Genomic DNA, 21,425 nt, shown 5'->3' with positions numbered 1-21,425 from the left:
AGCATCACCAGCGCGCCGGCGCGTTCAACCCCTGCCGCCGCCCGGCCCAGGCAGGCGGTCATGCAGCCGGCTCACGCCGCCAGCAACCCCAGCGCCCGCTCGATGCGCGAGCAGCCGCCGCGACCACGAGCCTTGCGATAGGCGCGGCTGAGGCGGCCGCTGGCATAGGCATCGACGACGATGGCGTGGACATAGCTTTTGCGGACCACGGCCGGCGTGTTCACCAGCCGCTCGGCGATGGCACGCATGATGTCGGCGAGCTGGCGCTTGCGGCCGCGCTCGCTGGCGGCGATCTCGGTCGACAGCAGCAACTCGGCCGCCGCGGCATTGGCGGCGAGCATGCGCAGATCCTTGCTCGACACGGACAGGCCAGCCGCTTCCTTCAGATAGGCGTTGATGTCGGCGGCGTTGATCGCAGCGACCGCGCCGTCCTCGGCCCGGTATTGGAACAGGCGTTTGCCTGGCAAGGTCTTCAGCCGCAGCAGAGCGCGCGCAAGCGGGGCGTCGTCGCGGCCGCAGACGATATCCTTGCCGCCCTTGCCGCGGAAGGCGAGAGCGACATGCCTCCCAGTGATGTCGACATGGCGCTTCAGCAAGGTCGAGGCGCCATGGCTGCCATTGGTGCGGGCATAGACCTCGTTGCCGACACGGATATGGCAGCGATCGATGATCGCAGCGGCACAGGCGAGCGCCTTGCGGCGCGACAGCTCCCGATCCTTGAGATCGGTGGCGATGCGCTCGCGCAGCTTCGGAAGGGCGGCGATCACATGGCCAAGGCGCTTGAGCTTGCGGCGCTCGCGCACCTTCTCCCAGTCGGGATGGTAGCGATGCTGGATGCGGCCGGCATCGTCGCGCCCGGCTGCCTGAAGATGGGCGCGCGGATCGGCGGCGATGCGGACGTCCTGATAGGCCGGAGGAATCGCCAGCGAACGGATGCGGGCGAGCGTCTCCTCGTCGGTGATCCTGCCGCCGTCGACGTCGCGATAGCCGAAATTGCGACCAACCTTGACCCGGCGAATGGTGAGATCGTCGATGGTCGCACGGCGCAGTCGGCCGGACGACCTGGCCTTGTCCTCGGGCTTGGCGACCATGACCCTTCTCCGCAACGCGACGAGCAGCGGAGGAATGCGGGAGACGGCGGGAGGTTCCCTCGCTCGTCATTGCGAGCGGAGCGAAGCAATCCAGGGGGACGTAGAGCCCTGCCGCCCTGGATTGCTTCGTCGCTACGCTCCGCGCAATGACGGGAAGCGGCCTACCGCTTCGCCCGCGCCACGATCTGCGTCGGGTTGACGAAGCGCAGCGCGATGATGAGCCAGACCAGCGTCGTCACCATGTAGATCACCGCCATGGCGTCGATCGACTGCACGGCGCGCACGCCGGCGGCGAAAACCGCGTAGTAGAGCGCGACCACCAGCGTCTGGCTGGTCGGGCCTGCCGTGAGGAAGGTCAGCTCGAACATCGCGATGGTGCGGACCAGCACCAAGAGCAGCGCGGCGAGGATGCCGGGCATCAGCAGCGGCAGCAGGACGTGGATGAAGAGCTTGAAGGTGTTGGCGCCGAAGACGCGGGCCGCCGCCTCGATCTTGGTATCGATCTGCTCGATGAAGGGGATCATCACCAGGATGACGAAGGGCACGGTCGGCACGAGGTTGGCGAGCACCACGCCCGACATCGAGCCGGCAAGGCCGGTGCGGTAGAGCACCGTGGCCAGCGGGATGCCGAAGGTGATCGGCGGCACCAACAAAGGCAGCAGGAAGAGCAGCATGATCAGCTTCTTGCCGGGGAAGTCGCGCCGCGCCAGCGCATAGGCGGCGGGCACGCCGATCAGCCCGGAGAGGAAGACGACGAGGAAGACGATCTGGAAGGTCACCGTCAGCACGTCGCCGAGCTGGAACTCGCTCCAGGCGGCGCCGTACCAGCGCGTCGTCCAGCCATCGGGCAGCCAGGAGCGCAGCCAGCGCGTCGAGAACGAGCTCGTCACCACCGCGGCGATCATGCCGAACAGGTTGACGATGAAGAAGCCGATCAGCGTCCAGTTGGCCGCGGCCCAGAGCTTGGTGGAAAGGCGGGTGTCTTTCACCATGACGCTCAACCCTTCCCGCCGCCGGCCGGGCCGCGATAGAGCATGCCGCGCAGGCCGAGCACCGCGACGACGATGGCGAGCTGGACCATGCCCATGATCATCGCGACCGCCGAGGCCATCGAGTAATCGTATTCCTCGAAGGCGGCCTGGTAGGCGGCGATCGAGATGACGCGCGTCGGTCCTGCCGGCGCGCCTAGCAGCACCGCCGAGGGGAAGACCGAGAAGGCCTGGACGAAGGAGAGGCAGAAGGTGATGGCGAGGCCCGGCAACAGCAGCGGGAAGAGGATGTGCTTGAAGCGATCCCAGGGCCCGGCGCCGAGCGTCGCTCCGGCCTGCTCCAGCGCCGGATCGACGCCAGTCAGATAGGACAGGGTCAAAAGGAAGGTGAAGGGGAAGCCGGTGATGACCAGCGAGAGCATCACGCCCCAGTAATTGTGCAGCAACTTGACCGGCGAGGAGATGATGCCGAACGTCATCAGCGTCCGGTTGAACCAGCCCTGTGGGCCGAGATAGTTCAGGAGCCCTTCGGCGACCAGCACGGTGCCCAGCGTGATCGGGATCACCAGGATGGTGGTGAGCAGGCGCTGGTTCTTCATCAGCCTGACGCGGAAGGCGATCGGTATCGCCAGCAGCAGCGTCACGATCGTCACCGGCATGGCGAGCCAGAGCGTGGTCGCGATCGTGCCGTAGAGGAAGGAATCGGAGAAGAAGCGCTGGTAGTTCGCCAGCGCGCCGCCGGCCTTGGGATTGAAGGACAGGAACAGCCCGTAGAAGAACGGGTAGATGAACAGCGCCAGCAGGAAGATCACCGCCGGCAGGACGAGCAGGGTCAGCCCGTCGAGGCCTCGCGCGGCGAGGCGCTGCTTCAGCGGGATGTCGGCGGCTGCGCCGGAGGCGGTGTTCATGCGCCGCCTCCGAAGACGAGGACGCGGTCGGGCGCGGCGGCGAGGCGAATCTCGGTGCCGGGCGCGATGCGCTTGTCGGCCAGGAAGGTCAGCGGCGTGTCGTCGGCCATGCGGGCGAAGCCGACGAATTCACGGCCGTGGAACTCGGTCGAGACGACCTTGGCGGCGAGCCCGGGCGCACCGTCGGCAACCGGGCGGAGGTCCTCGGGGCGGATCGAGATATGGGCGCCCTGTCCGGCCGCAACCGGCGAACGGACCCGCCCGGCGACGCCGACCTCGCCGACCGTGACCGTCGCCTGCTCGGCCGTGGCGGAGACGACGCGGCCGGCGACCTTGTTGCGGAAGCCCATGAACTCGGCGACGTCGAGATGGTCCGGCCGCGAAAACAGGTCCTCCGGCCCGCCGACCTGGCGGATCTCGCCATCGCGCATCACGACGATGCGGTCGGCGAGCGACAGCGCCTCCTCCTGGTCGTGGGTGACATAGATGGTGGTGGCGCCGAGCGTGTTGTGGATGCGCCTGATCTCGGCGCGCATCTCGAGACGCAATTTGGCATCGAGATTGGAAAGCGGCTCGTCCATCAACACCAAGGGCGGCTGGACTGCGATGGCGCGGGCGATGGCGACGCGCTGCTGCTGGCCGCCGGAGAGCTGGCCCGGCAGCTTCTCCTCCTGGCCCTGCAGGCGCACCAGCGCGACCGCCTCGGCGACGCGGCGCTCGCTCTCAGCCTTGGCCATGCCGCGCATCTTCAGGCCGAAGCCGATATTCTTCTTCACGCTCATATGCGGGAAGAGCGCGTAGCTCTGGAAGACCATGCCGAAGCCGCGCTCTTCCGGACGGAGCGGATCGATGCGCTTCTCGTCGAGCCAGATGCCGCCGCCCGTTGCCGGCAGCAGCCCGGCGATCAGGTTCAGCGTCGTCGACTTGCCGCAGCCGGAGGGGCCGAGCAGCGCGATGAACTCGCCCTGCTTGATGGTCAGCGACACGTCCTTGACGGCGTTATGGGTGCCAAAATCGCGGCAAAGCCGGTCGAGCCTGAGTTCGCGGAAGTTCGCGGCATGTATCGACATGAAGGACCATCAAGTTCGAACGGATGGGCGGCCCTACCGCCGCAGGCGACAGCAGGACGACAGGCCGGTCAAGGACCGGCCTGTCTGGTGATGCAAAGGAGACTATTTGCGCTTGGCGCCGCCGACCTGCTCGTCCCAGATGCGGAAGGCGACGACCATCTTCTCGGGCTCGAGCGGGGTCTCCATCGGGTTCTCGGCGATCAGCTTGTCGTATTCCGGCCGGCCGAACTCGGCGATGGCCTTCTGGCTTGAGGCCGGCGCCATCGAGAGCGGCACGTCCTTCACCGCCGGGCCCGGATAGAAATAGCCCTCGTCATAGGTGTAGGCCTGCTGCTGCGGCGTCAGCATGTGGCGGATCAGGTCGAGCAGCACGGCAAGCTTCTCGTCGGAGACGCCCTTGGGGATCATCATGTACTGGGCGTCCGTGACCCAGTGGAAACCCTTCAGCGCCTGGATCTTCGCCTCCTTCGGCACAACGCCGAGGACGCGCGGGTTGATGTCCCAGCCCGTGGTCGAGACGATGATGTCGCGCGAGCCGTCGCCGAGCTCCTTCATCGTCGCGCCAGTGCCGCCGGGATAGTATTCGATGTTCTCGCCGAGTGCCTTGAGATAGGCCCAGGTCTTGTCCCAGCCCTTGGCCGGATCCTTGGGATCGCTGTCGCCGAGGATATAGGGCAGCCCCATGATGAAGGTGCGGCCCGGGCCGGAATTGGCCGGGCGGGCATAGAGGAAGCGGTTCTTGTTCTGCTTCGTCCAGTCGAGCAGCTCCTGCGCCGTGGTCGGCGGGGTCTTGACCTTGTCGGGCATGTACTCGAGCAGCGGGCCGGACGGGTAATAGACCATCGCCATGGCCTGGCCGCGCCCAAGATTGTGCATGGCGAGCGCAGGCTTCAGGTAGATGTCCTCAGGCTTGGGCAGCTCGGCCGCGAAGCGCGGCAGCAGCTCGACCCAGAGCTTCTGGTCGATGCCGGCCGAGAGCACGTCGAGGCCGCCGATGACGAAGTCGATGTCGAGGCGGCCGGCGTCCTGCTGCGCCTTCAGCTTGGCTGGCAGCTCGGGAGCAGGTGCCTTGGTGAAGACCATCCGCGAGACGGCCTTAGGGTTGGCCTTCGGGTAGTTTTCAAGCGGCGTCTGGACCAGGGCGAGCGCCCCGCCGACGTCGATGACGCTGATCGTGAGCGGCGACGCCGGCAGCTTGAGCGTTTGAGCGAATGCGCCCGGTACGGCCGCGATGCCGGCGATGCCAGCGACGCCGCCGAGGAATGTACGGCGATGGATCGTATCCTGGACCATGATCTCCCCTCCCGGCGGCTTGTCCGCCTGCTGTTTCCCCAGCCCGTTGAAGCGCGCTCTTGCGGCGTTTTCGGCGCCGTCGCTTATTGACGTCGCGGCTTTCGGAGTTGACGCCTCCGTTCGAGCCGGTATCCTAGTATACTAGTGAACAAGAGCTTGGCAATGGGCATCGCCGCGGCGAGACAGAGCACCGACCAGATCTACCGGGCGTTGCGCGGCGACATCCTGAACGCGGTCCTGCGTCCGGGCGAGTCGATCTCGGAGGCGCGCATGGCGCTGCAGTTCGGGGTCAGCCGCACGCCGGTGCGCGAATCCTTCAAGCGGCTGGTCGAGGACGGCTTCCTCGTCGTCGTGCCGCAGGTCGGCACTTTCGTCGCGCCGATCGACCTCGCTGCGGTCTATGACAGCCAGTTCGTGCGCGAGACGCTGGAGTGCCGCACGGTCGCACTGGCGGCGAAGAACATCGATGCCGACGGCAAGGCCAAGCTCGACGAGCTGATCCGCCAGCAGGAACAATTGCTCGCGGCTGGCGACCGCGCCGGCTTCTTCCGCAGCGACGAAGCCTTCCACGCCGAGCTCTCCCGGCTGTCGGGCCATCCTTCGGTCTGGAGCCTGATCGAGAGCGTCAAGGCCCAGCTCGACCGGGTGCGCTGCCTGTCGCTGGAAACGAGCGGCTGGTCCGACATGATCCTGCGCGAGCATCGCGAGATCGCCGCGGCAGTCGCCTCCAGCGACGAGGTGAAGGCCGAGCGCACCATGCGGGCGCATCTGCGCACCGTCTTCGATGCGATCGAGGCGATCGCCCGCGACCATGTCGAAGCCTTCGCGGCAAGCGGCGGCCTCAGCAAACCCACCTGATAAGGCCGCGATAACGGCCATCCAAGAGGAAACGCGACGATGGAACAGACCTGGCGCTGGTTCGGCCCGGACGATGTGGTGACGCTCGCACAGGCCCGGCAGGCGGGCGCGCGCGGCATCGTCAACGCGCTGCACCAGATCCCCTATGGTGTGGTCTGGAGCGTCGAGGAGATCGAGAAGCGCAAGGCGATCATCGAGGCCGACAAGAGCCTCGGCCTGCGCTGGTCCGTGGTCGAGAGCTTGCCGATCCATGAGGATGTCAAGATCGGCGAAGGCGACCTTGAGAGCATCTTCGCCAATTATCGCCAGTCGCTGCGCAACCTCGCCGCCTGCGGCATCGAGGTGGTCTGCTACAACTTCATGCCGGTGCTGGACTGGACCCGTACCGACCTCGCCCAGCCCCTTCCCGGCGGCGGCACGGCGCTGCGCTTCAACCTGCATGAATATGTCGTCGTCGACCATTTCATGCTGCAGCGGCCGGGCGCCGATGAAGGCCATTCCGCCGAGGTCATGGACAGGGCCAAGGCCTGGTTCGAGCGCTCCTCGGAAGCCGACCGGGCCAGGCTGATGGCCAATATCATGGCAGGCCTGCCCGGCGCCTATGACCGTTACGACGTGCCGGGCCTGAAGCGCATCCTCGCGCGCTATGCGGATATGAGCCATGACGGCCTGCGCGCCAATCTCAAGCGCTTCCTCGAAGCGGTGATCCCGACCGCCGAAGAGGTCGGCATCCGCATGTGCATCCATCCGGACGACCCGCCGCGGCCGCTCTTCGGCCTGCCGCGCATCTGCTCGGACGAGGACGACATCGCCTTCATCCTGGGCGCGGTCGACAGCCCCTCGAACGGGCTCACGCTCTGCTCGGGCTCGCTCGGCGCCAATCCGAAGAACGACGTGCCGGCCATCGCCCGCCGCTTCGCCGACAGGATCTGGTTCGCGCATCTGCGCAACGTCGCCAAGGACCCGGACGGCTCCTTCATGGAGGCCGAGCATCTCGGCGGCGACACCGACATGGTCGCCCTGGTCGACGCGCTGATGGCCGAGCAGACCCGGCGCAAGGCGGCCGGCTGGAAGCACTGGCGCATCCCGATGCGCCCCGACCACGGCCACGAACTGCTCGACGACGCCAAGAAGGGCTCCTTCCCGGGCTACCCGGCGGTCGGCCGCCTGCGCGGCCTGGCGGAGCTGCGCGGCGTGATGACGGCGCTGTCGAGCGTCAAGGGATATGCGAGCTGAGGGAGGCGGCGCGGCGACGATGCTCGCGCTCGACCATCTGACCGTCATCGCGCCGACCCTGACTGAGGGCGTCGCGCATGTGCGCGCCTGCCTCGACCTCGACCTGCCGTTCGGGCAGCGGCACGCCTATATGGGCACTCACAACCACCTGCTCCAGCTCGGTGACGCGACCTATCTGGAGATCGTCGCCCTCGACCCGCAGGGTATAGAACCGCCCTGCCCGCGCTGGTTCGGGCTGGGCGATCAGAGACAGGTCCGGGCTGATTGGGATGCCGGCCGGCGTCTGCGCGGCTGGGTCGCTAGGACCGACGCGATCGACGCCGTCATCGCCGGGCGCGAGCATATCTTCGGCAGCAAAGTTTCGCTGCCATGGGCCGAGCCGCTCTTCGATTTCGCTATCCCCGAGGACGGCTCGCTTCCGCTAGGAGGCGCAGCGCCTTCGGTCATCGACCGGCGTGGCAAGCCGCGCTCGATGGCGACGATGGCCGATCTCGGCGCCCGGCTGCAGTCGCTCTCGCTGGAGCATCCCGACGCGACTGGGATCGCCAAGCTCTACCGGGAGCTCGAGATTGATCGCCCACCAGCCATCGCCCATGGCCGTGAGCTGCGCTATCGCGCGCAGATCGAGACGCCGGCCGGCATGAGGGAGCTATGCTGACGCCGCGCCTCTGCCGGGTCTTTCAGGCCAGGATGCGCTGATCAGCCAGATGGACAAGCCGCCCGCCCGCGATGGTCGCGACGATGCGCGGCTGCGGCTCCGGCGCCACGAGAACGAGATCGGCACGCTTATCGGGCGCGATGACGCCGCGATCGGACAAGCCCAGCGCCTGCGCCGGCCCTTGCGAAACCAGCCGCCAGGCTGTGGCGAAATCGGTTGCGCCCTTGCGCGCAAGGATGAAGGGCGCGAGCGGCAAGGCCGGATAGTAGTAGTCCGAGGCGAGGATCGTGCAGAGCCCTGCCCGCACCATCGCCTCGGCCGCCGGGCAATCGATATGCGAGCCGCCGCGTACCACATTCGGCGCGCCGAAGACGATCGCCTCGCCATGGGCTGCGGCCTCGCGCGTCGTCGCCTCGTTGATCGGGAACTCCGCGACTGCGACGCCAAGGCCGCGATACCAGCGCCGCATCTGCGGCGTCATGTCGTCATGCGACATGGTTGGGACGCATGCGGCACGGGCCGCCGCCGCGAGGCGTTCGATCGAGCCCGGCACCTCGTCCCTGCGGTTCCAGACATTCTCGACCAGCGCCATGAAGTCCTCATGGCTCAGCCCGGTGCGCTCGACCATCTTGGCGACCTTGTCCGGCCGGGCGCGCGATTTCAGGATGCCGCCGGTATGGTCGTTGAAGGCGAGCACGCCGACGCGGCCGCTCCCGAGCCAGTCGAGGATCTCGACTTCGGCGGCAAGATTGAAGGTCTCGTGGCGCAGATGAAAGCGGGTGTCGGCGCCGAGCTCGGACTTCAGCGCCGCGATCCGCTCGACCAGAAGGCGGGCATTGTCGGCACCACGCAGGCCCGGCTCCCATGACCAGGTGACGCCGTGGAAGGCCGTGGTGATGCCGCTTGCCAGAATGGCGCGGTCGGCGTCGCGCAGCGCCAGGTCGATATCGAAGGCGACGCCCGGCCGCGGCATGATGTGCCGCTCGAAGGCGTCGCCATGGCAATCGACGATGCCGGGCAAGACATAAAGACCGCGCGCGTCGAGGCGCAGCGCCCCGGCCGGAGCGGCGCCGTCGAGGCCGAAGACAATCTCGCCCTGCGTGACCAGATCGGCGCGGATGAGCGTGTCGACCAACACCTTGCCGCCGGTGATATGCAGACTCAACGCCCCGCCTCCGTCCTGAAAGGACGGCGCGATTGGGCGCTCTTCATGACATGGCGATGACGCCCGTCTCAGCCGGCAAGGAGCGCGACGCCCGCCAGCACGAGCCCGCCGCCAGCGACGCGGGCAAAGAGCGGCGCGCGGGCCGCAAGCGCCCCGGCCAGGACGATGCCGATGATATGGAGCGCCGCCGTCGCGAGCATGAAGCCCACGGCATAAGCGAGGCCGCTGGCATTTTCGGGCAACTCGGCGCCATGGGCGAAGCCGTGGAAGATCGCGAGGATGCCGCAGGCGAGCGTGCCCGCGACGAGCGGCGGCGAGGCCTTCAGCGCGACCGCGGCGCCGAGGATGATCACCGAGAAGGCGATCCCCACCTCGACACCTGGCAAGGTGCCGCCGGCCATGCCCCAGGCGCCGGCCAGCGCCATGGTGCCGACGAAGGCGGCGGGATAGGCGATGCGCGCCTTGCCGCCGACCAGCCCGGCCCAGAGGCCGACCGCGACCATGGCCAGCAGATGGTCGAGCCCGATCAGCGGATGCAACAGGCCATGAATGAAGCCGTCGACCGGCCCGGCGCCGGTATGGGCGAAGGCGGGGGCCGAAGCGAGGGTCAGCAGCATGGCAAGGAGTCCAGTCGCGCGCATCGTCATTGTAAAGCCATCCTCAGCTCAGGACCGGCGCCTTCAGGCCGCCGGCGGTCTCGATGAAATCGACGACCAGGTCGACGCCCTCCCCCGCCCGCGTATTGGTGAAGGCATAGGGGCGCCTGCCGCGCATGGTCTTCGAGTCCCGGTCCATCACAGCAAGATCCGCGCCGACATGCGGGGCAAGATCGGTCTTGTTGATAACGAGCAGGTCGGAGCGGGTGATGCCCGGCCCGCCCTTGCGCGGGATCTTCTCGCCGGCGGCGACATCGATCACATAGATCGTCAGGTCGGCGAGCTCGGGCGAGAAGGTGGCGGCGAGATTGTCGCCGCCGGATTCGATCAGGATCAGGTCTAGCGTCGGAAACTTGCCGCGCATCTCCGCGACGGCGGCGAGGTTGATCGAGCAATCCTCGCGGATCGCAGTATGCGGGCAGCCACCGGTCTCGACGCCCATGATCCGCTCCTCCGGCAGCGCGCCGGAGACGGTGAGAATGCGAGCATCCTCCTTGGTGTAGATGTCGTTGGTGATGGCGCAGATCTCGTAGCGGTCGCGCATGCGCTTGCAGAGCGCCTCCATCAGCGCGGTCTTGCCGGAGCCGACCGGGCCGCCGATGCCGACGCGCAAGGGGCCGTGGGGGGAACGGGTCATCGATCAGGGTCCTTGCAGGAGCAGCACCGCATAGCCGGCCGCAATCAGCAGGCAGAGCGGCGAATAATAGCGACGGTCGTAGCTGGCGAAAGGCTCGCGCGGATGCAGTCGCCGCCAGGCCGGCAGGAAGCCGGCGACGCCACGAAGCAAGAACACCGCCATGATGGCGAAGCCCCCGAGCAGGATGAGCCGTCGCAGGGCGGCTGCATCGGATACCCATGTGAGAAGCAGCGGCCAGATCGCCGTCACGGCGATCGCCAGCGCGACCAGCAGGCAGAGTCCGGATGACGGCATGCGCTTGGCCTGCGCATTGCCGATGACGGTCGCGACCAGCTCATCCTCGGTCGCTGCGGGCCAGAGGCCGCCGCGGCCCCAATAGGCGTGCAGTCCGGCGATGACGGCAAGAAGCGAGGCCAGCGCGATGGCGATTGCCGCGGTCATGAGCGGAACAGCCGCGAATACTGGGTTTCGTGCCGCAACGAGGCGAGATCCGAGCGGAAGACGCAGCCGCCGAGATCGTCGAGCCCCATCCCCTCGGCCCGAACGGCCGCCTCGTGCAAGGCCGGGGCCAGCCGGGCGATGACCCTCTGGCCGTCGGTCTGGCCGACGATGCCGAGCCGGACCGCCGCCGAGACGAGATTGGCGACGAAGGCGAGCGCGAAGGCTTCCAGCGAGGACTGCAACGGCAGGCCGTGGCCGCTGGCGGCGGCGCCGACCGCAACGGGATAGGCGACGTCGCCGGGCCAGGCTGCGCGCAGCGCCTCGATGGCTGCCCAAGGCCAAGAGGCGGCGATGGCGGAGACGAAAGCGTTGCCCTGGGTCACCGCCTCAAGTCGGCGCTCGGCCGAGTTGGCCAGGGCGAGCGCCAGCTCCCCGACCTTCCGCAGCGCCGCGGCATCGCCCTCCCCGCTCGCCCGCCAGGCGGCCGCGAAGAGGATGAGGTCGTTGCGCAGCGCGCCGTGCTCGACGAGAGCATCGAGCCAGTCTGCGAGGCCCTCGGCGTCGGTGAGGTCGCCTGCTTCGAAGGCCCACTCAAGCCCATGCGAATAGGCGAAGCCGCCGACCGGAAAGGCCGGCGAGAGCCAAACCATCAAGGGCAGCAGCGCGCCCTGCATGGCTCAGTGATCGTGCTTGTGGCCCTTGTGGCCATGCTCATGACCATGATGGCCATGATCGTGCTTGTGACCGTGGTCGTCATGATGGTGGTGATCATGGCCGCAGCCGCAGGAGGCGCCGTGGGCGTGCTCGTGGGCATGCGTGTGGTGATGCTCGTGGCCATGATCATGGCCGTGGCCGGCATGGGAATGGCCATGGTCGTGGTTGTGCTCATGCCCATGGTCGTGATGATGATGGTGGCCGTGGTGATCATGGCCGCAATCGGCGTGATCATGGTCATAGGCGCCGCGCTCAGGCTGGAACGGCCGCTCGACATCGGCCATCGCGCAGCCCTGGCCGCGGACCATCTCGGCCAGCACATGGTCGTGCTCGATATAGATCGCGGTCGCAGTGATCTCGGCCGGGGTGTGGCGGTTGCCGATATGCCAGGCGACGCGCGCCAGCCGCAGCGGGTTCTCGGCGGTGATCTCGATCAGCTTCTGCGGCGCGGCCTTGATCAGCACGAGCGAGCCGTCCTCGAGCTTGACCGCATCGCCGTCGTTCAGCGCGGTCGGCTTGTCGAGGTCGAGCAGGATGTCCTGCCCGCCATCTCCCTTCAGCGCGACACGGCGGCGGTTGCGATCCTCATGGTCGAGGGTGAGGGTCTCGACGACCCGGTCCTGCTTGACCGCGGCCTTGCGGACGACGGAGATGGCGCGCTGCATGGAAAAACCCGTGGCATGATGGATCAGAGGCGATCGACCGATCGCGGTTCCACCACTTCGATCACCGGAGCGGCGCTGACGCAAGTCCCGGCGATGGCGAGGAAGGCCTTGAGATGGGCCTGCTGCATGTGCCGGTCGACATCGGCGCGCCTCTCCCAGCTCTCGACGCTGGTGAAATGACCGGGGTCGGTGAGGCTTTCACAGATGTCATAGCCGAGGCAGCCCTGCTCGCGACGCGTCGCCGCAATGCAGTCGCGCGCCGCCGCAAGGAAGCGCTCGCGCTCTGCGGGGAGAACCCGGGCGCGGGCGATGACGAGGACGGGATCGGACATGCTGGGCGGGTCTCCGCGGTTACGCTTGCGCTAGGTACCGCGGAGGGTTGCGACCGGATGCGCCGGCTGAGCGGTTCGCTGAAAAAAGGCGCCCATGATTTCAGCGATTATTGCCCGAATTTTTGGCACATGACTCGACGGTGGCAATCCGAACCTGGTCTGCGGGGCCCGCCCGGCCACACCCGCGCAATCCTCGCCAACGAGCGGCTGGACACTCAGTACAAAAAGTACCGTTGGGCCAGCGGCAGCTCTTTCGCAGGCTCGCAGACCAGCAATTCGCCATCCGCCACAACCGCATAGGTCTCCGGGTCGATCTGGATGTCCGGCGTCGCGTCGTTGTGGATCATGCTCTTCTTGGAGATGCCGCCGCGCACGTTCTCGACCGCGACCATCTCCTTGTCGGTGCCGAGCCGGCCCTTGAGCCCGTTCGCCATCGCCGCCTGCGAGACGAAGACCAGGGAGGTCGCCGTCACGGCCTTGCCGAAGGCGCCGAACATCGGCCGGTAATGCACCGGCTGCGGCGTCGGGATCGAGGCGTTGGGATCGCCCATCGGGGCGGCCGCGATCGAGCCGCCCTTGACGACGAGATCGGGCTTGGCGCCGAAGAAGGCCGGCGACCAGACGACGAGGTCCGCGAGCTTGCCGACTTCGACCGAGCCGATATGGCGGGAGATGCCGTGGGCGATCGCCGGGTTGATCGTGTATTTGGCGACATAGCGCCTGGCGCGGAAATTGTCGGCGCCGGTGCCGGCATCCTCCGGCAGCGGGCCGCGCTGCACCTTCATCTTGTGCGCGGTCTGCCAGGTGCGGGTGATGACCTCGCCGATGCGGCCCATGGCCTGGCTGTCCGAGGACATCATCGAGAGCGCGCCGAGATCGTGCAGGATGTCCTCGGCCGCGATGGTCTCCTTGCGGATGCGGCTCTCGGCGAAGGCGAGATCCTCCGGGATCGACGCCGACAGGTGATGGCAGACCATCAGCATGTCCAGGTGCTCGTCGAGCGTGTTGACCGTGAAGGGACGGGTCGGATTGGTCGAGGAGGGCAGCACGTTGGGCAGCCCGGCGACCTTCATGATATCGGGCGCGTGGCCGCCGCCCGCCCCTTCGGTATGGAAGGCATGGATGGTGCGGCCCTTGAAGGCGGCGACCGTGTCCTCGACGAAGCCCGACTCGTTCAGCGTGTCGGTGTGGATCATCACCTGGATGTCGTATTCGTCGGCGACCGAGAGGCAATTGTCGATCGCGCCGGGCGTCGTGCCCCAGTCCTCGTGCAGCTTGAGCGCGCAGGCGCCGGCCTCGATCATCTCGGTGAGCGCGCCGGGCAGCGCCGCATTGCCCTTGCCGGCGAAGGCAAGGTTCATCGGGAAGGCGTCAGCCGCCTTGATCATCTGGCCGAGATGCCAGGGCCCGGGCGTGCAGGTGGTCGCCAGCGTGCCATGGGCGGGACCGGTGCCGCCGCCGAGCATGGTGGTCAGCCCGCTCATCAGCGCATCCTCGATCTGCTGCGGGCAGATGTAATGGATATGGCTGTCGAAGCCGCCGGCGGTGACGATCTTGCCCTCGCCGGCGATGACCTCGGTGCCGGGGCCGACGATGATCGTCTTCTCGGGGGCGAAATTGCCGAAGCCCGCCTGGATGTCGGGATTACCGGCCTTGCCGATGGCGCAGATGCGGCCGGCCCTGATGCCGATATCGGCCTTCACGATACCCCAATGGTCGAGGATCAGCGCATTGGTGATGACGGTGTCGACGGCGCCGTCGGCGTTCCTGACCTGGCTCTGGCCCATGCCGTCGCGAATGACCTTGCCGCCGCCGAACTTCACCTCCTCGCCATAGGTGGTGAAATCCTTCTCGACCTTGATGACGAGCTCGGTGTCGCCGAGGCGGACCGTATCGCCGGTGGTCGGGCCGAACATCGCGGCGTAGGCATTGCGCGGAAAGGCGAAGGGCATGGGCTATCCTCGTCAACCGGCTCCAGGGGCCGGACTTTCGTCAATACTCTTGGCAGCCGCGGCAGCGGCCTGATCGAACAGCAGGTCTAGAGCGCCGTTGAGGCCGCGGCAGCCGGCGGCGACATCGGTCGCGTACTGCAGCCAGTCACGACGACGCGTCGTATCCCATCCAGCCGGCGGGTCCTCGGCCAGCTCGCGCAGGCCGCTGATCTTGTCGGCGAGCCGCAGCAGGCGGGCCGCCTCGCTCTTCTCGCCGATTGTCTCGATCTGCATGCGGTGCCGCTCCGCCTCCGGCAGACTCTTGTCGTCGCTGACTTCGGCGACGAGCGATGCAACTCGCGGGCCGAAGACGCTCTCAATCTCGTCACTGGTGATTTTCGTCTTCTCGACGGCGTCATGCAGCCAGGCGGCCGCGACGAGCTCGGCATCGGGCTCCTCCAGTGCCTTGGCGAGGAGATCGGCGACCTCTGCAAGATGCAGGATGAAGGACGGACCGCTCTCGCCCTTGCGGGTCTGGCCGGCATGGACACGCGCCGCGAAGCCAGCTGCATGCGTCACGAGCGCAATATGGTCGCGCAGGATACGATCATACTCACGCATCGGAGCGGCCTCCCGGGAGTTCGCCCTCATCGGCTCCCACAGGAACCGTCGCCACCTTCTTCTTCGCGACCGGCTTCTTGCGACGCTTCGGCTTGCGCCGCGGCAACTGCGCCTCCTGCAGCAGTTCGAGCTGGACCTGCTGGATCTCGGCGAGGCGCTGCCATTGCCGGGTGATCAGATGGTCGATCTTTTCGTGCAGGTGCCGGACCTCGAGCTCGGCCTTGAGGTTGACCTGGTAGTCGTTGAAGGAGCGCAAGCGGTCCTTCGCCTCCTGCCGCTTCTGGCTCATCATGATGATCGGCGCCTGGATGGCCGCGATGCAGGACAGCACGAGGTTGAGCAGAATGAAGGGGTAGGGATCGAAGGCGCTGGCCGCCAGCGCGATGTTCAGCGCCATCCAGCCGAACAGCACCACACCGAAACTGATCAGGAAGGCCCAGGAGCCGCCGAAGCTGGCGAGCCCATCCGAGAGACGCTCGCCCAGGGTGCGATGCTCCTCGAAATCGTCCTCGACATTCTCGGCGATGGTCTCCTGCCGGGCGATGCTCTCGGCGACCTCGCGGTCGAGATCGGTGTACTCGCCGTGCTCCTCGCGCAGTATCTCCTCGACATAGCGGGTGCGGTAGCGCGCCAGCTCTTTCAGGCTGATCAGGCTGTGATCGTCGAGATCGGGAAAGTCGCGGCGAATATGCTCGGCCAGAGACGGTCGAAGCGTTCCCAGCGCAATCAGGCTTTTGCGGCTGAGCTCGGCGCCGCTGATGGCGCAGACACCACGCTTGGCCTTGCCGGTTTCAAGAGCCGGGAGAGACGGGACAACGGCGTCGTCTTGCATGGCGGCCTGGCCTGATAAGCGTTCGAGCATGACAGTTGCCGCCGGCTGGCGGAAGCCGACGATGCGATGTCACCACGCTGATGCGGAATCTCGTCGCAAATGCGGTCTCTGGGCTCGCTTCAGAGCTTGCCCATGATCTCCTGGCGGAAGCCATAGACCTCGCGCTTGCCGGCGAGCGCGACCAGCCTGACCTCCCGGGTCTGGCCAGGCTCGAAGCGCACGGCCGTGCCGGCGGGAATATCGAGCCGGAAGCCGCGTGCCCTCTCGCGCTCGAAGGCGAGCGCCGGATTGGCCTCGAAGAAATGATAGTGCGAGCCGACCTGGATCGGCCGGTCTCCGGTATTGGAGACGGTGAGCGTCAGGCTCTCGCGGCCTTCGTTGAGGATGAGATCGCCTGGCAGCGCCGTGACCTCGCCCGGCTTCAACCGGCCGGCAGAGCCGCGGATCGGCTCATGGACGGTGACGAGCTTGGTGCCATCGGGAAAGGTCGCCTCGACCTGGACATCGTGCAGCATCTCGGGGATGCCGTCCATGACCTGATCGGCCGAAAGGACATGGGCGCCCGCCTCCATCAATTCGGCGACGGACTTGCCGTCACGCGCACCCTCGACCACGAAGTCGGTGATCAGCGCGACGGCCTCGGGATGGTTGAGCTTGACGCCGCGCTCGAGCCTTCGCCTCGCCACCATGGCAGCCATGGCGATGATGAGCTTGTCCTTCTCGCGCGGCGTCAGATTCATGCCTTGACCTTCTCGTCCTCGTCTTCTTCGTCGTCCTCAGCGACTTCGGCGTCCTCTTCCTCGTCCGCCTCGTCGTCGGTCTCGTCCTCATCCTCGTCTTCGTCGTCGAGGGTCGCATACTCGTAGGCGAAGATGATCTCCCCCGTCGCCGGATCGAAGCTGCTCGAGGTCGACTCGTCGAAAGCCTCGATCAGCATCTCGGCATCCTCGGGGCCATCGACATCGAAGCGGCGCACGGCTTCCTCACCCTCGGCCTTGAGCGCGAGCTCGATCGCCCAGCCGCGGGAGCCGGTATCATAGACGCATTTCAGTCCCTGGATCGCCAGCATGACGCTCTCCTCAGATTGACCAGGTGCGCGGCAGCGCACGGTCTATCAGATGCCCGAGCAGCATGACGAGGGCGCGACGCAGGGCCTGCGCGTCGAGGGAGAGAAGGCGGACCAGAAGGAAGCCGTCGAGCGTGCCGGCACCGGCCTCGACCTCGGCGAAGGCCGGATCGTCAGCGAGCAAGGCGCGGATTTCGGTGAGCTTTTCCGGCTGGCCGGGACCGATCGCGAAGACGGTCGCGACGGCGCGGGCGCCTAGCCCGACCGCCTTGCGACCCAAGGTCGCGTCGATGGCGCCATCGAGCCTGAGATCCTCGGCGAAGATCAGCTTTCCATCGCGGCGGATACGCCAACGGTCGTGCAGATGGCCGCGCGACAGGCTCTCGCCCATGGCGGCGCGGCCGAAATAGAGCGTCTCCGCGGCAATGAAACTCGCATCGGCGGCAAGCTCGACATCGAGGCTGCGCGCCAGGCGCGAGCCGGAGAACAGGATCGTCTCCTGGGGCAGCCAGGCGAGCTCGGCGCCGGGGGCGACCTCGACCTTCGTCTCGACCCGCGTCTCGCTGCCCTGGCTGCGGTAAATCTTCTCCGCCGCTTGCGTGGTGACCACCGCCCGCGCGCCCGGATCGAGGGCGATCCGCGTGACGGCGCGGTCGCCACCGGCCATGCCGCCGGCGGTGTTGATCAGCACGGCTTCGCAACGCTCGTCATAGGCGGTCGGGAAGCGGGCGCGGTAGCCGCCGCTCTCGGCGACCTCCAGCCGCATCGTGCGCGCGCCGACCTGACCAAAGCGCAGGCGCACGCCGCCATCGGCGCGGACGTAGTCCGGCAACAGCGGTTCGGGTGATTGCGGCAAGGCGGGCGCGAACATGGGCAAGGTCGGTCGGCAACGATCAACGCAGTGTTCCGCGCCGTCCTTTGCCGGGCAAGAGGCCGCAGGATCGGGACTGCCCAAATAATCAGCAGATCGCTGCGTTATGGATTCGCCGCCAGGAAGCGCTCGACCTCGTCGCGCGTCGGTGTGCCGGCGCGGCCTCCGAAGCGGGTGCACTTGATCGCCGCCACCGCCGAGGCGAAGCGCACCGCCTCGCGCTCGCCCTGCCCCTCGGCCAGCGCCAGCGCGAAGGCGCCATGCCAGACATCGCCGGCGCCGAGCGTATCGACAGCCTCGATCGGGAAAGCCGGCAGATGGGCGATGCCGCCATCCTCCATGAAGAGCACGCCGCGCGGGCCGAGCGTGACAGCCAACCAGTTCTGCGCGTCGCGCGCCAGCGCTTCCAGTGCCGCCCGCGGCTCCTGCCCGCCGGAGATCTCGCTCAACGCCTTCTCGCTGAAGGCGACATGGCTGGCGGTGGTGACCATCTCCGGATGGGGCGGCTGTCGGTCGCCGTCGATCACGCCGGGCACGCCGGCCCTGCGGGCGAGCTCAAGCGCCGCGAGCGAGCCCTCGCCCCAGCGGGTGTCGACCAGCACGCCATCGCAGCCGGCCGGCAGCGCCTCAGGCAACCAGTCGGTCGTGAGCGGCGTCTTCGGATCGGTATAGGAGACGACCATGCGCTCGCCCTGCGCATCGATCAGGATCGAGGAGACCGGCGAGCGCAGGCCGAGAAAGCGCGGCGAGAGCGAGGTGTCGACCCCGTCCTGCTGGAGTTGGCCGATGATGGTGTCGCCGACCGCATCGTCGCCCAGCCGCGTCGCCAGCCAGGCCTTGCCGCCGAGCCGGGCGATCGCGGCCGAGCCGCTGCCGGCGCAGCCGCCGCCGGTGACGACGAGATCGCGGGCCCGGTCCTTCTCGCCGGGATTGGGCACGCGCTCGACGCTATAGACATAGTCGAGCGTCGCGATACCGAGACAGAAGACACCGGCCATGCTGCCTACGCTCCAAACCTGAATTCGCTGATCTGGCGATAGACCTCGCCGGGGCGCAGCACCGTCGAGGGGAAATGCGGCAGATTGGGCGAGTCAGGCACATGCTGCGGCTCGAGCGCGATGCCGGCGCAGGCGCCATAGCGGACGCCGTCCAGCCCCGCGACCGGCGTATCGAGTTTGAAGCCGTCATAGACCTGCAGCGCCGGTTCGGTCGTCCAGACCTCCATGGCAAGGCCCGAGTGGCGCGAGCGCAAGGTCGCGGCATGAGCGAGTTCGAGGCCGGTCACAGCCGCCGGCTCACGCCGGTCGCGGCGCAGCAGATAATTGTGATCATACCAGAAGCGCGAGCCGTCCGGATTGGTGAAGCGGATCGGCCGGGCTTTGCGGAAGTCGAACGGCGTGCCTGCGACCGAGGCTACCGAGCCGTCCGGGATCAGGTCGGCGTCGACCGGCGTCATTAGATTGGCGCGGACTTCGAATTCGTAGTCGAGGATGTCGGGGGCATCGTCGAGGCGGAAATAGGAGTGATGCGCCAGGTTGACGATCGTCGGCGCGTCTGTGGTGGCGCTGAGCTCGATCCGCAAGGTCGCGGCTCCAGTGAGGCTATAGCGGCAGACGACATCGAGCGTTCCGGGATAGCCGGCATCGCCAGCGGGGGAGACCAGCGCCAGCGTCGCGCTCGCCGCCTCATGGTGCACCAGCGTCCAGAGCCGCTTGCCGAAGCCCTGCCCGCCGCCGTGCAGCGAGTTGCGGCCGCGCTCATTGAGCGGGGTGTTGTAGTCGACACCGTCGAGCGTGAAGCGGCCGCCGCCGATGCGGTTGGCGAAGCGGCCGGCGATCGCGCCCATATGCGGGGAATGCCGGGGATAATCGGCGAAGTCGGGGAAGCCGAGCACGACGCGCTGGCGCCCGCCATTCGGCAGCGGCACGGTAAGATCGCGCAGCACCGCCCCCCATTCCATCACCCGCGCCTCGGCGCCAGAGGGAGAGCGCAGCACGGCCTCATGGATCGGCGTGCCATCGTCGAGTGTGCCGAACAAGGTCTTGGTCAAGGCAGAGCACTCCGAAGCAGGATGTCAGGCTCCGAAGCGGATGCCGTCGATGTCGGTGTGGACAAAATCATTGCCCTTGTAGGCTAGCTTGAGGCCGGACGTCAGCGCTGCGGCATAGGCGAAGCAGTCGCCCATGTTGAGGCGGGCGGAGTGGCCGGTCAGGTGGTGATAACGGGCAGCGCAGACGTGGGCGACACTCATCTGCGCCAGGCCCAATTCGATGATGTCGGCCCTGATCCGGTCGAGCAAACTCACGACTTCGTCGCGAGCGCTGACGAAATCAATGCGCTTGACCGAGACGAGGCGAGACGCCGCCTCGAACACGGCCAATGGCGAGGTTTGCAGCCTATCGGCCTCGGTGACCGCGTCTTCGATCGCAGCCACCTCCTGTTCCCTCAGCAAGATCGCCACGATGACCGATGCATCAAGAAACATCAGACGTCGCCATACTCGCGGTCCCAGAACTCCTTGTGGGTCAACCCGTCATCGATAGTCGGATACTGCGCAAGCCTAGCCTGTGCTCTTTCAAACGCAGCATGGATACGCGCCCGCCGTTGGGCACGATGCTCCTTTTCGAGCCGCAAAGCGTGGCCGATCGCCTCCTGCAAGGTGCAATTGCGCTCCTGCGCCAACTCCCGCGCCAAGCGATCGACTTCGGGGTCCCTAATGAGGATAGCCATGCCGCCCTCCGTGATATCACCATCTGATATCAGATGGTGATATCAGCGCCTATCAACAACTGCGCGCCCTCACCACACCCCGGTGTTCGGCATGCTCGCCCAAGGCTCGGCCGGCGGCTTGGGCTCGCCCTTCTGCAGGATCTCGATCGAGATGTTGTCGGGCGAGCGGACGAAGGCCATGTTGCCGTCGCGCGGCGGCCGGTTGATGGTGATGCCGGCCTTCATCAGCTTGTCGCAGGTCGCGTAGATGTCGTCGACCTCATAGGCGAGATGGCCGAAATTGCGTCCGCCGGTATAGACCTCCGGATCCCAGTTATAGGTCAGCTCCAGCGTAGGGCGGCCGCGGCTGCCCTGCTCCTTGACGGTGGCGGCATCCTCGGGCGCGGCCAGGAAGACGAGGGTGAAGCGGCCCTTCTCGTTCTCGATCCGGCGGGTTTCGACCAGACCGAACTTGGTCACGTAGAAATCGAGGGCGGCATCGAGGTCGGTGACGCGGACCATGGTGTGGAGATAGCGCACTGTTTTGCTCCCGGGGTTGATCTGGCAGATGGATCGGGCCAAACCGGCGCCAATCCGAGCATGTTCCGCAAAAGTGGAAGCCACTTTTGCGACAAGAACATGCTCAACTAGCAATTTCGCCTCATGTCAGCCCGATTGTGTT

At 67.0% G+C, this 21,425-nt stretch carries 26 protein-coding genes; 3 read left to right on the top strand and 23 right to left on the bottom strand.

Annotated features, from left to right (window positions below; all coding sequences use genetic code 11):
* Positions 1–71: 71 nt before the first annotated feature.
* The 5 genes from ACFPOB_RS09000 to ACFPOB_RS08980 form a co-directional block, all read right to left on the bottom strand.
* The gene (locus tag ACFPOB_RS09000) at positions 72–1,091 is read right to left on the bottom strand and encodes a DNA topoisomerase IB (protein ID WP_377797615.1); all 1,020 of its coding nucleotides are present in this window, start codon (positions 1,089–1,091) and stop codon (positions 72–74) included.
* Positions 1,092–1,252: 161 nt separating this feature from the next.
* Entirely contained in the window at positions 1,253–2,083 is an 831-nt protein-coding gene (locus ACFPOB_RS08995; protein WP_377797613.1) for an ABC transporter permease, read from the bottom strand.
* A 5-nt stretch (positions 2,084–2,088) separates the two neighbouring features.
* Positions 2,089–2,988 carry an ABC transporter permease gene (locus ACFPOB_RS08990; RefSeq protein ID WP_377797611.1) on the bottom strand — a complete coding sequence of 300 codons (900 nt, stop codon included), beginning with the start codon at positions 2,986–2,988 and terminating at the stop codon, positions 2,089–2,091.
* Positions 2,985–4,058: an ABC transporter ATP-binding protein gene (locus ACFPOB_RS08985; protein WP_377797610.1), complete on the bottom strand. Its 1,074-nt coding sequence runs from the start codon at positions 4,056–4,058 to the stop codon at positions 2,985–2,987. The genes ACFPOB_RS08990 and ACFPOB_RS08985 overlap by 4 nt, the downstream gene beginning before the upstream one ends.
* A 102-nt stretch (positions 4,059–4,160) precedes the next feature.
* On the bottom strand, positions 4,161–5,351 hold the full coding sequence (locus ACFPOB_RS08980; RefSeq protein ID WP_377797608.1) for an extracellular solute-binding protein: 1,191 nt from the start codon (positions 5,349–5,351) through the stop codon (positions 4,161–4,163).
* Positions 5,352–5,513: 162 nt separating this feature from the next.
* Here ACFPOB_RS08980 and ACFPOB_RS08975 point away from each other — a divergent pair, with 162 nt between their 5' ends.
* Genes ACFPOB_RS08975 through ACFPOB_RS08965 form a run of 3 tightly spaced genes read left to right on the top strand, consistent with a single transcriptional unit; the run spans position 5,514 to position 8,103 of the window.
* Positions 5,514–6,209: a GntR family transcriptional regulator gene (locus ACFPOB_RS08975; protein ID WP_377797606.1), complete on the top strand. Its 696-nt coding sequence runs from the start codon at positions 5,514–5,516 to the stop codon at positions 6,207–6,209.
* A 39-nt stretch (positions 6,210–6,248) separates the two neighbouring features.
* Complete coding sequence (gene uxuA, locus ACFPOB_RS08970) at positions 6,249–7,445, top strand: mannonate dehydratase (RefSeq protein ID WP_377797604.1); 1,197 nt, start codon at positions 6,249–6,251, stop codon at positions 7,443–7,445.
* A 19-nt stretch (positions 7,446–7,464) separates the two neighbouring features.
* Positions 7,465–8,103 (top strand): VOC family protein, encoded by a 639-nt coding sequence (locus ACFPOB_RS08965; protein ID WP_377797603.1) that lies wholly within the window; start codon positions 7,465–7,467, stop codon positions 8,101–8,103.
* A gap of 22 nt (positions 8,104–8,125) precedes the next feature.
* Here ACFPOB_RS08965 and ACFPOB_RS08960 read toward each other — a convergent pair whose 3' ends face one another.
* The 18 genes from ACFPOB_RS08960 to ACFPOB_RS08875 form a co-directional block, all read right to left on the bottom strand.
* Positions 8,126–9,268, bottom strand: coding sequence for an alpha-D-ribose 1-methylphosphonate 5-triphosphate diphosphatase (locus ACFPOB_RS08960; protein ID WP_377797602.1), 1,143 nt, complete (start codon positions 9,266–9,268; stop codon positions 8,126–8,128).
* A gap of 68 nt (positions 9,269–9,336) precedes the next feature.
* Positions 9,337–9,885 carry a HupE/UreJ family protein gene (locus ACFPOB_RS08955; RefSeq protein ID WP_377797600.1) on the bottom strand — a complete coding sequence of 183 codons (549 nt, stop codon included), beginning with the start codon at positions 9,883–9,885 and terminating at the stop codon, positions 9,337–9,339.
* Between the two features lie 43 nt (positions 9,886–9,928).
* Complete coding sequence (gene ureG / locus ACFPOB_RS08950; protein ID WP_377797599.1) at positions 9,929–10,561, bottom strand: urease accessory protein UreG; 633 nt, start codon at positions 10,559–10,561, stop codon at positions 9,929–9,931.
* Between the two features lie 3 nt (positions 10,562–10,564).
* On the bottom strand, positions 10,565–11,002 hold the full coding sequence (locus ACFPOB_RS08945) for a DUF3995 domain-containing protein (RefSeq protein WP_377797598.1): 438 nt from the start codon (positions 11,000–11,002) through the stop codon (positions 10,565–10,567).
* On the bottom strand, positions 10,999–11,676 hold the full coding sequence (locus ACFPOB_RS08940; protein ID WP_377797596.1) for an urease accessory protein UreF: 678 nt from the start codon (positions 11,674–11,676) through the stop codon (positions 10,999–11,001). The genes ACFPOB_RS08945 and ACFPOB_RS08940 overlap by 4 nt, the downstream gene beginning before the upstream one ends.
* A gap of 3 nt (positions 11,677–11,679) precedes the next feature.
* Entirely contained in the window at positions 11,680–12,381 is a 702-nt protein-coding gene (locus ACFPOB_RS08935) for an urease accessory protein UreE (protein WP_377797594.1), read from the bottom strand.
* A gap of 23 nt (positions 12,382–12,404) precedes the next feature.
* On the bottom strand, positions 12,405–12,713 hold the full coding sequence (locus ACFPOB_RS08930) for a putative quinol monooxygenase (RefSeq protein WP_377797592.1): 309 nt from the start codon (positions 12,711–12,713) through the stop codon (positions 12,405–12,407).
* Between the two features lie 215 nt (positions 12,714–12,928).
* Positions 12,929–14,665 carry an urease subunit alpha gene (gene ureC / locus ACFPOB_RS08925; protein ID WP_377797590.1) on the bottom strand — a complete coding sequence of 579 codons (1,737 nt, stop codon included), beginning with the start codon at positions 14,663–14,665 and terminating at the stop codon, positions 12,929–12,931.
* Between the two features lie 12 nt (positions 14,666–14,677).
* Positions 14,678–15,265 carry an HD domain-containing protein gene (locus ACFPOB_RS08920; protein WP_377797588.1) on the bottom strand — a complete coding sequence of 196 codons (588 nt, stop codon included), beginning with the start codon at positions 15,263–15,265 and terminating at the stop codon, positions 14,678–14,680.
* Entirely contained in the window at positions 15,258–16,097 is an 840-nt protein-coding gene (locus ACFPOB_RS08915) for a DUF1003 domain-containing protein (RefSeq protein WP_377797586.1), read from the bottom strand. The genes ACFPOB_RS08920 and ACFPOB_RS08915 overlap by 8 nt, the downstream gene beginning before the upstream one ends.
* A 119-nt stretch (positions 16,098–16,216) precedes the next feature.
* Positions 16,217–16,837 (bottom strand): urease subunit gamma, encoded by a 621-nt coding sequence (locus ACFPOB_RS08910; RefSeq protein ID WP_377797584.1) that lies wholly within the window; start codon positions 16,835–16,837, stop codon positions 16,217–16,219.
* Complete coding sequence (locus tag ACFPOB_RS08905; protein WP_377797582.1) at positions 16,834–17,166, bottom strand: hypothetical protein; 333 nt, start codon at positions 17,164–17,166, stop codon at positions 16,834–16,836. Before ACFPOB_RS08905 ends, ACFPOB_RS08910 begins: the two co-directional genes overlap by 4 nt.
* 10 nt (positions 17,167–17,176) lie before the next feature.
* Positions 17,177–18,034 carry an urease accessory protein UreD gene (locus ACFPOB_RS08900; RefSeq protein ID WP_377797580.1) on the bottom strand — a complete coding sequence of 286 codons (858 nt, stop codon included), beginning with the start codon at positions 18,032–18,034 and terminating at the stop codon, positions 17,177–17,179.
* 104 nt (positions 18,035–18,138) lie between these two features.
* Positions 18,139–19,032 carry a PfkB family carbohydrate kinase gene (locus tag ACFPOB_RS08895; RefSeq protein ID WP_377797578.1) on the bottom strand — a complete coding sequence of 298 codons (894 nt, stop codon included), beginning with the start codon at positions 19,030–19,032 and terminating at the stop codon, positions 18,139–18,141.
* Between the two features lie 5 nt (positions 19,033–19,037).
* On the bottom strand, positions 19,038–20,084 hold the full coding sequence (locus ACFPOB_RS08890; protein WP_377797577.1) for an aldose epimerase family protein: 1,047 nt from the start codon (positions 20,082–20,084) through the stop codon (positions 19,038–19,040).
* Between the two features lie 24 nt (positions 20,085–20,108).
* Positions 20,109–20,519 (bottom strand): type II toxin-antitoxin system VapC family toxin, encoded by a 411-nt coding sequence (locus tag ACFPOB_RS08885; protein WP_377797575.1) that lies wholly within the window; start codon positions 20,517–20,519, stop codon positions 20,109–20,111.
* Positions 20,519–20,764, bottom strand: a complete 246-nt coding sequence (locus ACFPOB_RS08880; RefSeq protein ID WP_377797573.1) for a type II toxin-antitoxin system VapB family antitoxin — start codon at positions 20,762–20,764, stop codon at positions 20,519–20,521. The genes ACFPOB_RS08885 and ACFPOB_RS08880 overlap by 1 nt, the downstream gene beginning before the upstream one ends.
* Before the next feature lie 69 nt (positions 20,765–20,833).
* Positions 20,834–21,283, bottom strand: coding sequence for a VOC family protein (locus ACFPOB_RS08875; RefSeq protein WP_377797571.1), 450 nt, complete (start codon positions 21,281–21,283; stop codon positions 20,834–20,836).
* Positions 21,284–21,425: the final 142 nt, after the last annotated feature.

This window comes from Allobosea eneae (assembly GCF_042657265.1).
Lineage (GTDB): Bacteria > Pseudomonadota > Alphaproteobacteria > Rhizobiales > Beijerinckiaceae > Allobosea > Allobosea eneae.
The sequence above is the reverse complement of the archived record's forward strand: the minus strand, read 5'-3'. Positions and strand labels throughout refer to the sequence as shown.

Excerpts from the sequence above, each read along its gene's own strand:
- ACFPOB_RS09000 (WP_377797615.1), bottom strand. The coding sequence starts at position 1,091 with ATGGTCGCCAAGCCCGAGGACAAGGCCAGGTCGTCCGGCCGACTGCGC.
- ACFPOB_RS08995 (WP_377797613.1), bottom strand. The coding sequence starts at position 2,083 with ATGGTGAAAGACACCCGCCTTTCCACCAAGCTCTGGGCCGCGGCCAAC.
- ACFPOB_RS08990 (WP_377797611.1), bottom strand. The coding sequence starts at position 2,988 with ATGAACACCGCCTCCGGCGCAGCCGCCGACATCCCGCTGAAGCAGCGC.
- ACFPOB_RS08985 (WP_377797610.1), bottom strand. The coding sequence starts at position 4,058 with ATGTCGATACATGCCGCGAACTTCCGCGAACTCAGGCTCGACCGGCTT.
- ACFPOB_RS08980 (WP_377797608.1), bottom strand. The coding sequence starts at position 5,351 with ATGGTCCAGGATACGATCCATCGCCGTACATTCCTCGGCGGCGTCGCT.
- ACFPOB_RS08975 (WP_377797606.1), top strand. The coding sequence starts at position 5,514 with ATGGGCATCGCCGCGGCGAGACAGAGCACCGACCAGATCTACCGGGCG.
- uxuA (WP_377797604.1), top strand. The coding sequence starts at position 6,249 with ATGGAACAGACCTGGCGCTGGTTCGGCCCGGACGATGTGGTGACGCTC.
- ACFPOB_RS08965 (WP_377797603.1), top strand. The coding sequence starts at position 7,465 with ATGCTCGCGCTCGACCATCTGACCGTCATCGCGCCGACCCTGACTGAG.
- ACFPOB_RS08955 (WP_377797600.1), bottom strand. The coding sequence starts at position 9,885 with ATGCTGCTGACCCTCGCTTCGGCCCCCGCCTTCGCCCATACCGGCGCC.
- ureG (WP_377797599.1), bottom strand. The coding sequence starts at position 10,561 with ATGACCCGTTCCCCCCACGGCCCCTTGCGCGTCGGCATCGGCGGCCCG.
- ACFPOB_RS08945 (WP_377797598.1), bottom strand. The coding sequence starts at position 11,002 with ATGACCGCGGCAATCGCCATCGCGCTGGCCTCGCTTCTTGCCGTCATC.
- ACFPOB_RS08940 (WP_377797596.1), bottom strand. The coding sequence starts at position 11,676 with ATGCAGGGCGCGCTGCTGCCCTTGATGGTTTGGCTCTCGCCGGCCTTT.
- ACFPOB_RS08935 (WP_377797594.1), bottom strand. The coding sequence starts at position 12,381 with ATGCAGCGCGCCATCTCCGTCGTCCGCAAGGCCGCGGTCAAGCAGGAC.
- ACFPOB_RS08930 (WP_377797592.1), bottom strand. The coding sequence starts at position 12,713 with ATGTCCGATCCCGTCCTCGTCATCGCCCGCGCCCGGGTTCTCCCCGCA.
- ureC (WP_377797590.1), bottom strand. The coding sequence starts at position 14,665 with ATGCCCTTCGCCTTTCCGCGCAATGCCTACGCCGCGATGTTCGGCCCG.
- ACFPOB_RS08920 (WP_377797588.1), bottom strand. The coding sequence starts at position 15,265 with ATGCGTGAGTATGATCGTATCCTGCGCGACCATATTGCGCTCGTGACG.
- ACFPOB_RS08915 (WP_377797586.1), bottom strand. The coding sequence starts at position 16,097 with ATGCAAGACGACGCCGTTGTCCCGTCTCTCCCGGCTCTTGAAACCGGC.
- ACFPOB_RS08910 (WP_377797584.1), bottom strand. The coding sequence starts at position 16,837 with ATGAATCTGACGCCGCGCGAGAAGGACAAGCTCATCATCGCCATGGCT.
- ACFPOB_RS08905 (WP_377797582.1), bottom strand. The coding sequence starts at position 17,166 with ATGCTGGCGATCCAGGGACTGAAATGCGTCTATGATACCGGCTCCCGC.
- ACFPOB_RS08900 (WP_377797580.1), bottom strand. The coding sequence starts at position 18,034 with ATGTTCGCGCCCGCCTTGCCGCAATCACCCGAACCGCTGTTGCCGGAC.
- ACFPOB_RS08895 (WP_377797578.1), bottom strand. The coding sequence starts at position 19,032 with ATGGCCGGTGTCTTCTGTCTCGGTATCGCGACGCTCGACTATGTCTAT.
- ACFPOB_RS08885 (WP_377797575.1), bottom strand. The coding sequence starts at position 20,519 with ATGTTTCTTGATGCATCGGTCATCGTGGCGATCTTGCTGAGGGAACAG.
- ACFPOB_RS08880 (WP_377797573.1), bottom strand. The coding sequence starts at position 20,764 with ATGGCTATCCTCATTAGGGACCCCGAAGTCGATCGCTTGGCGCGGGAG.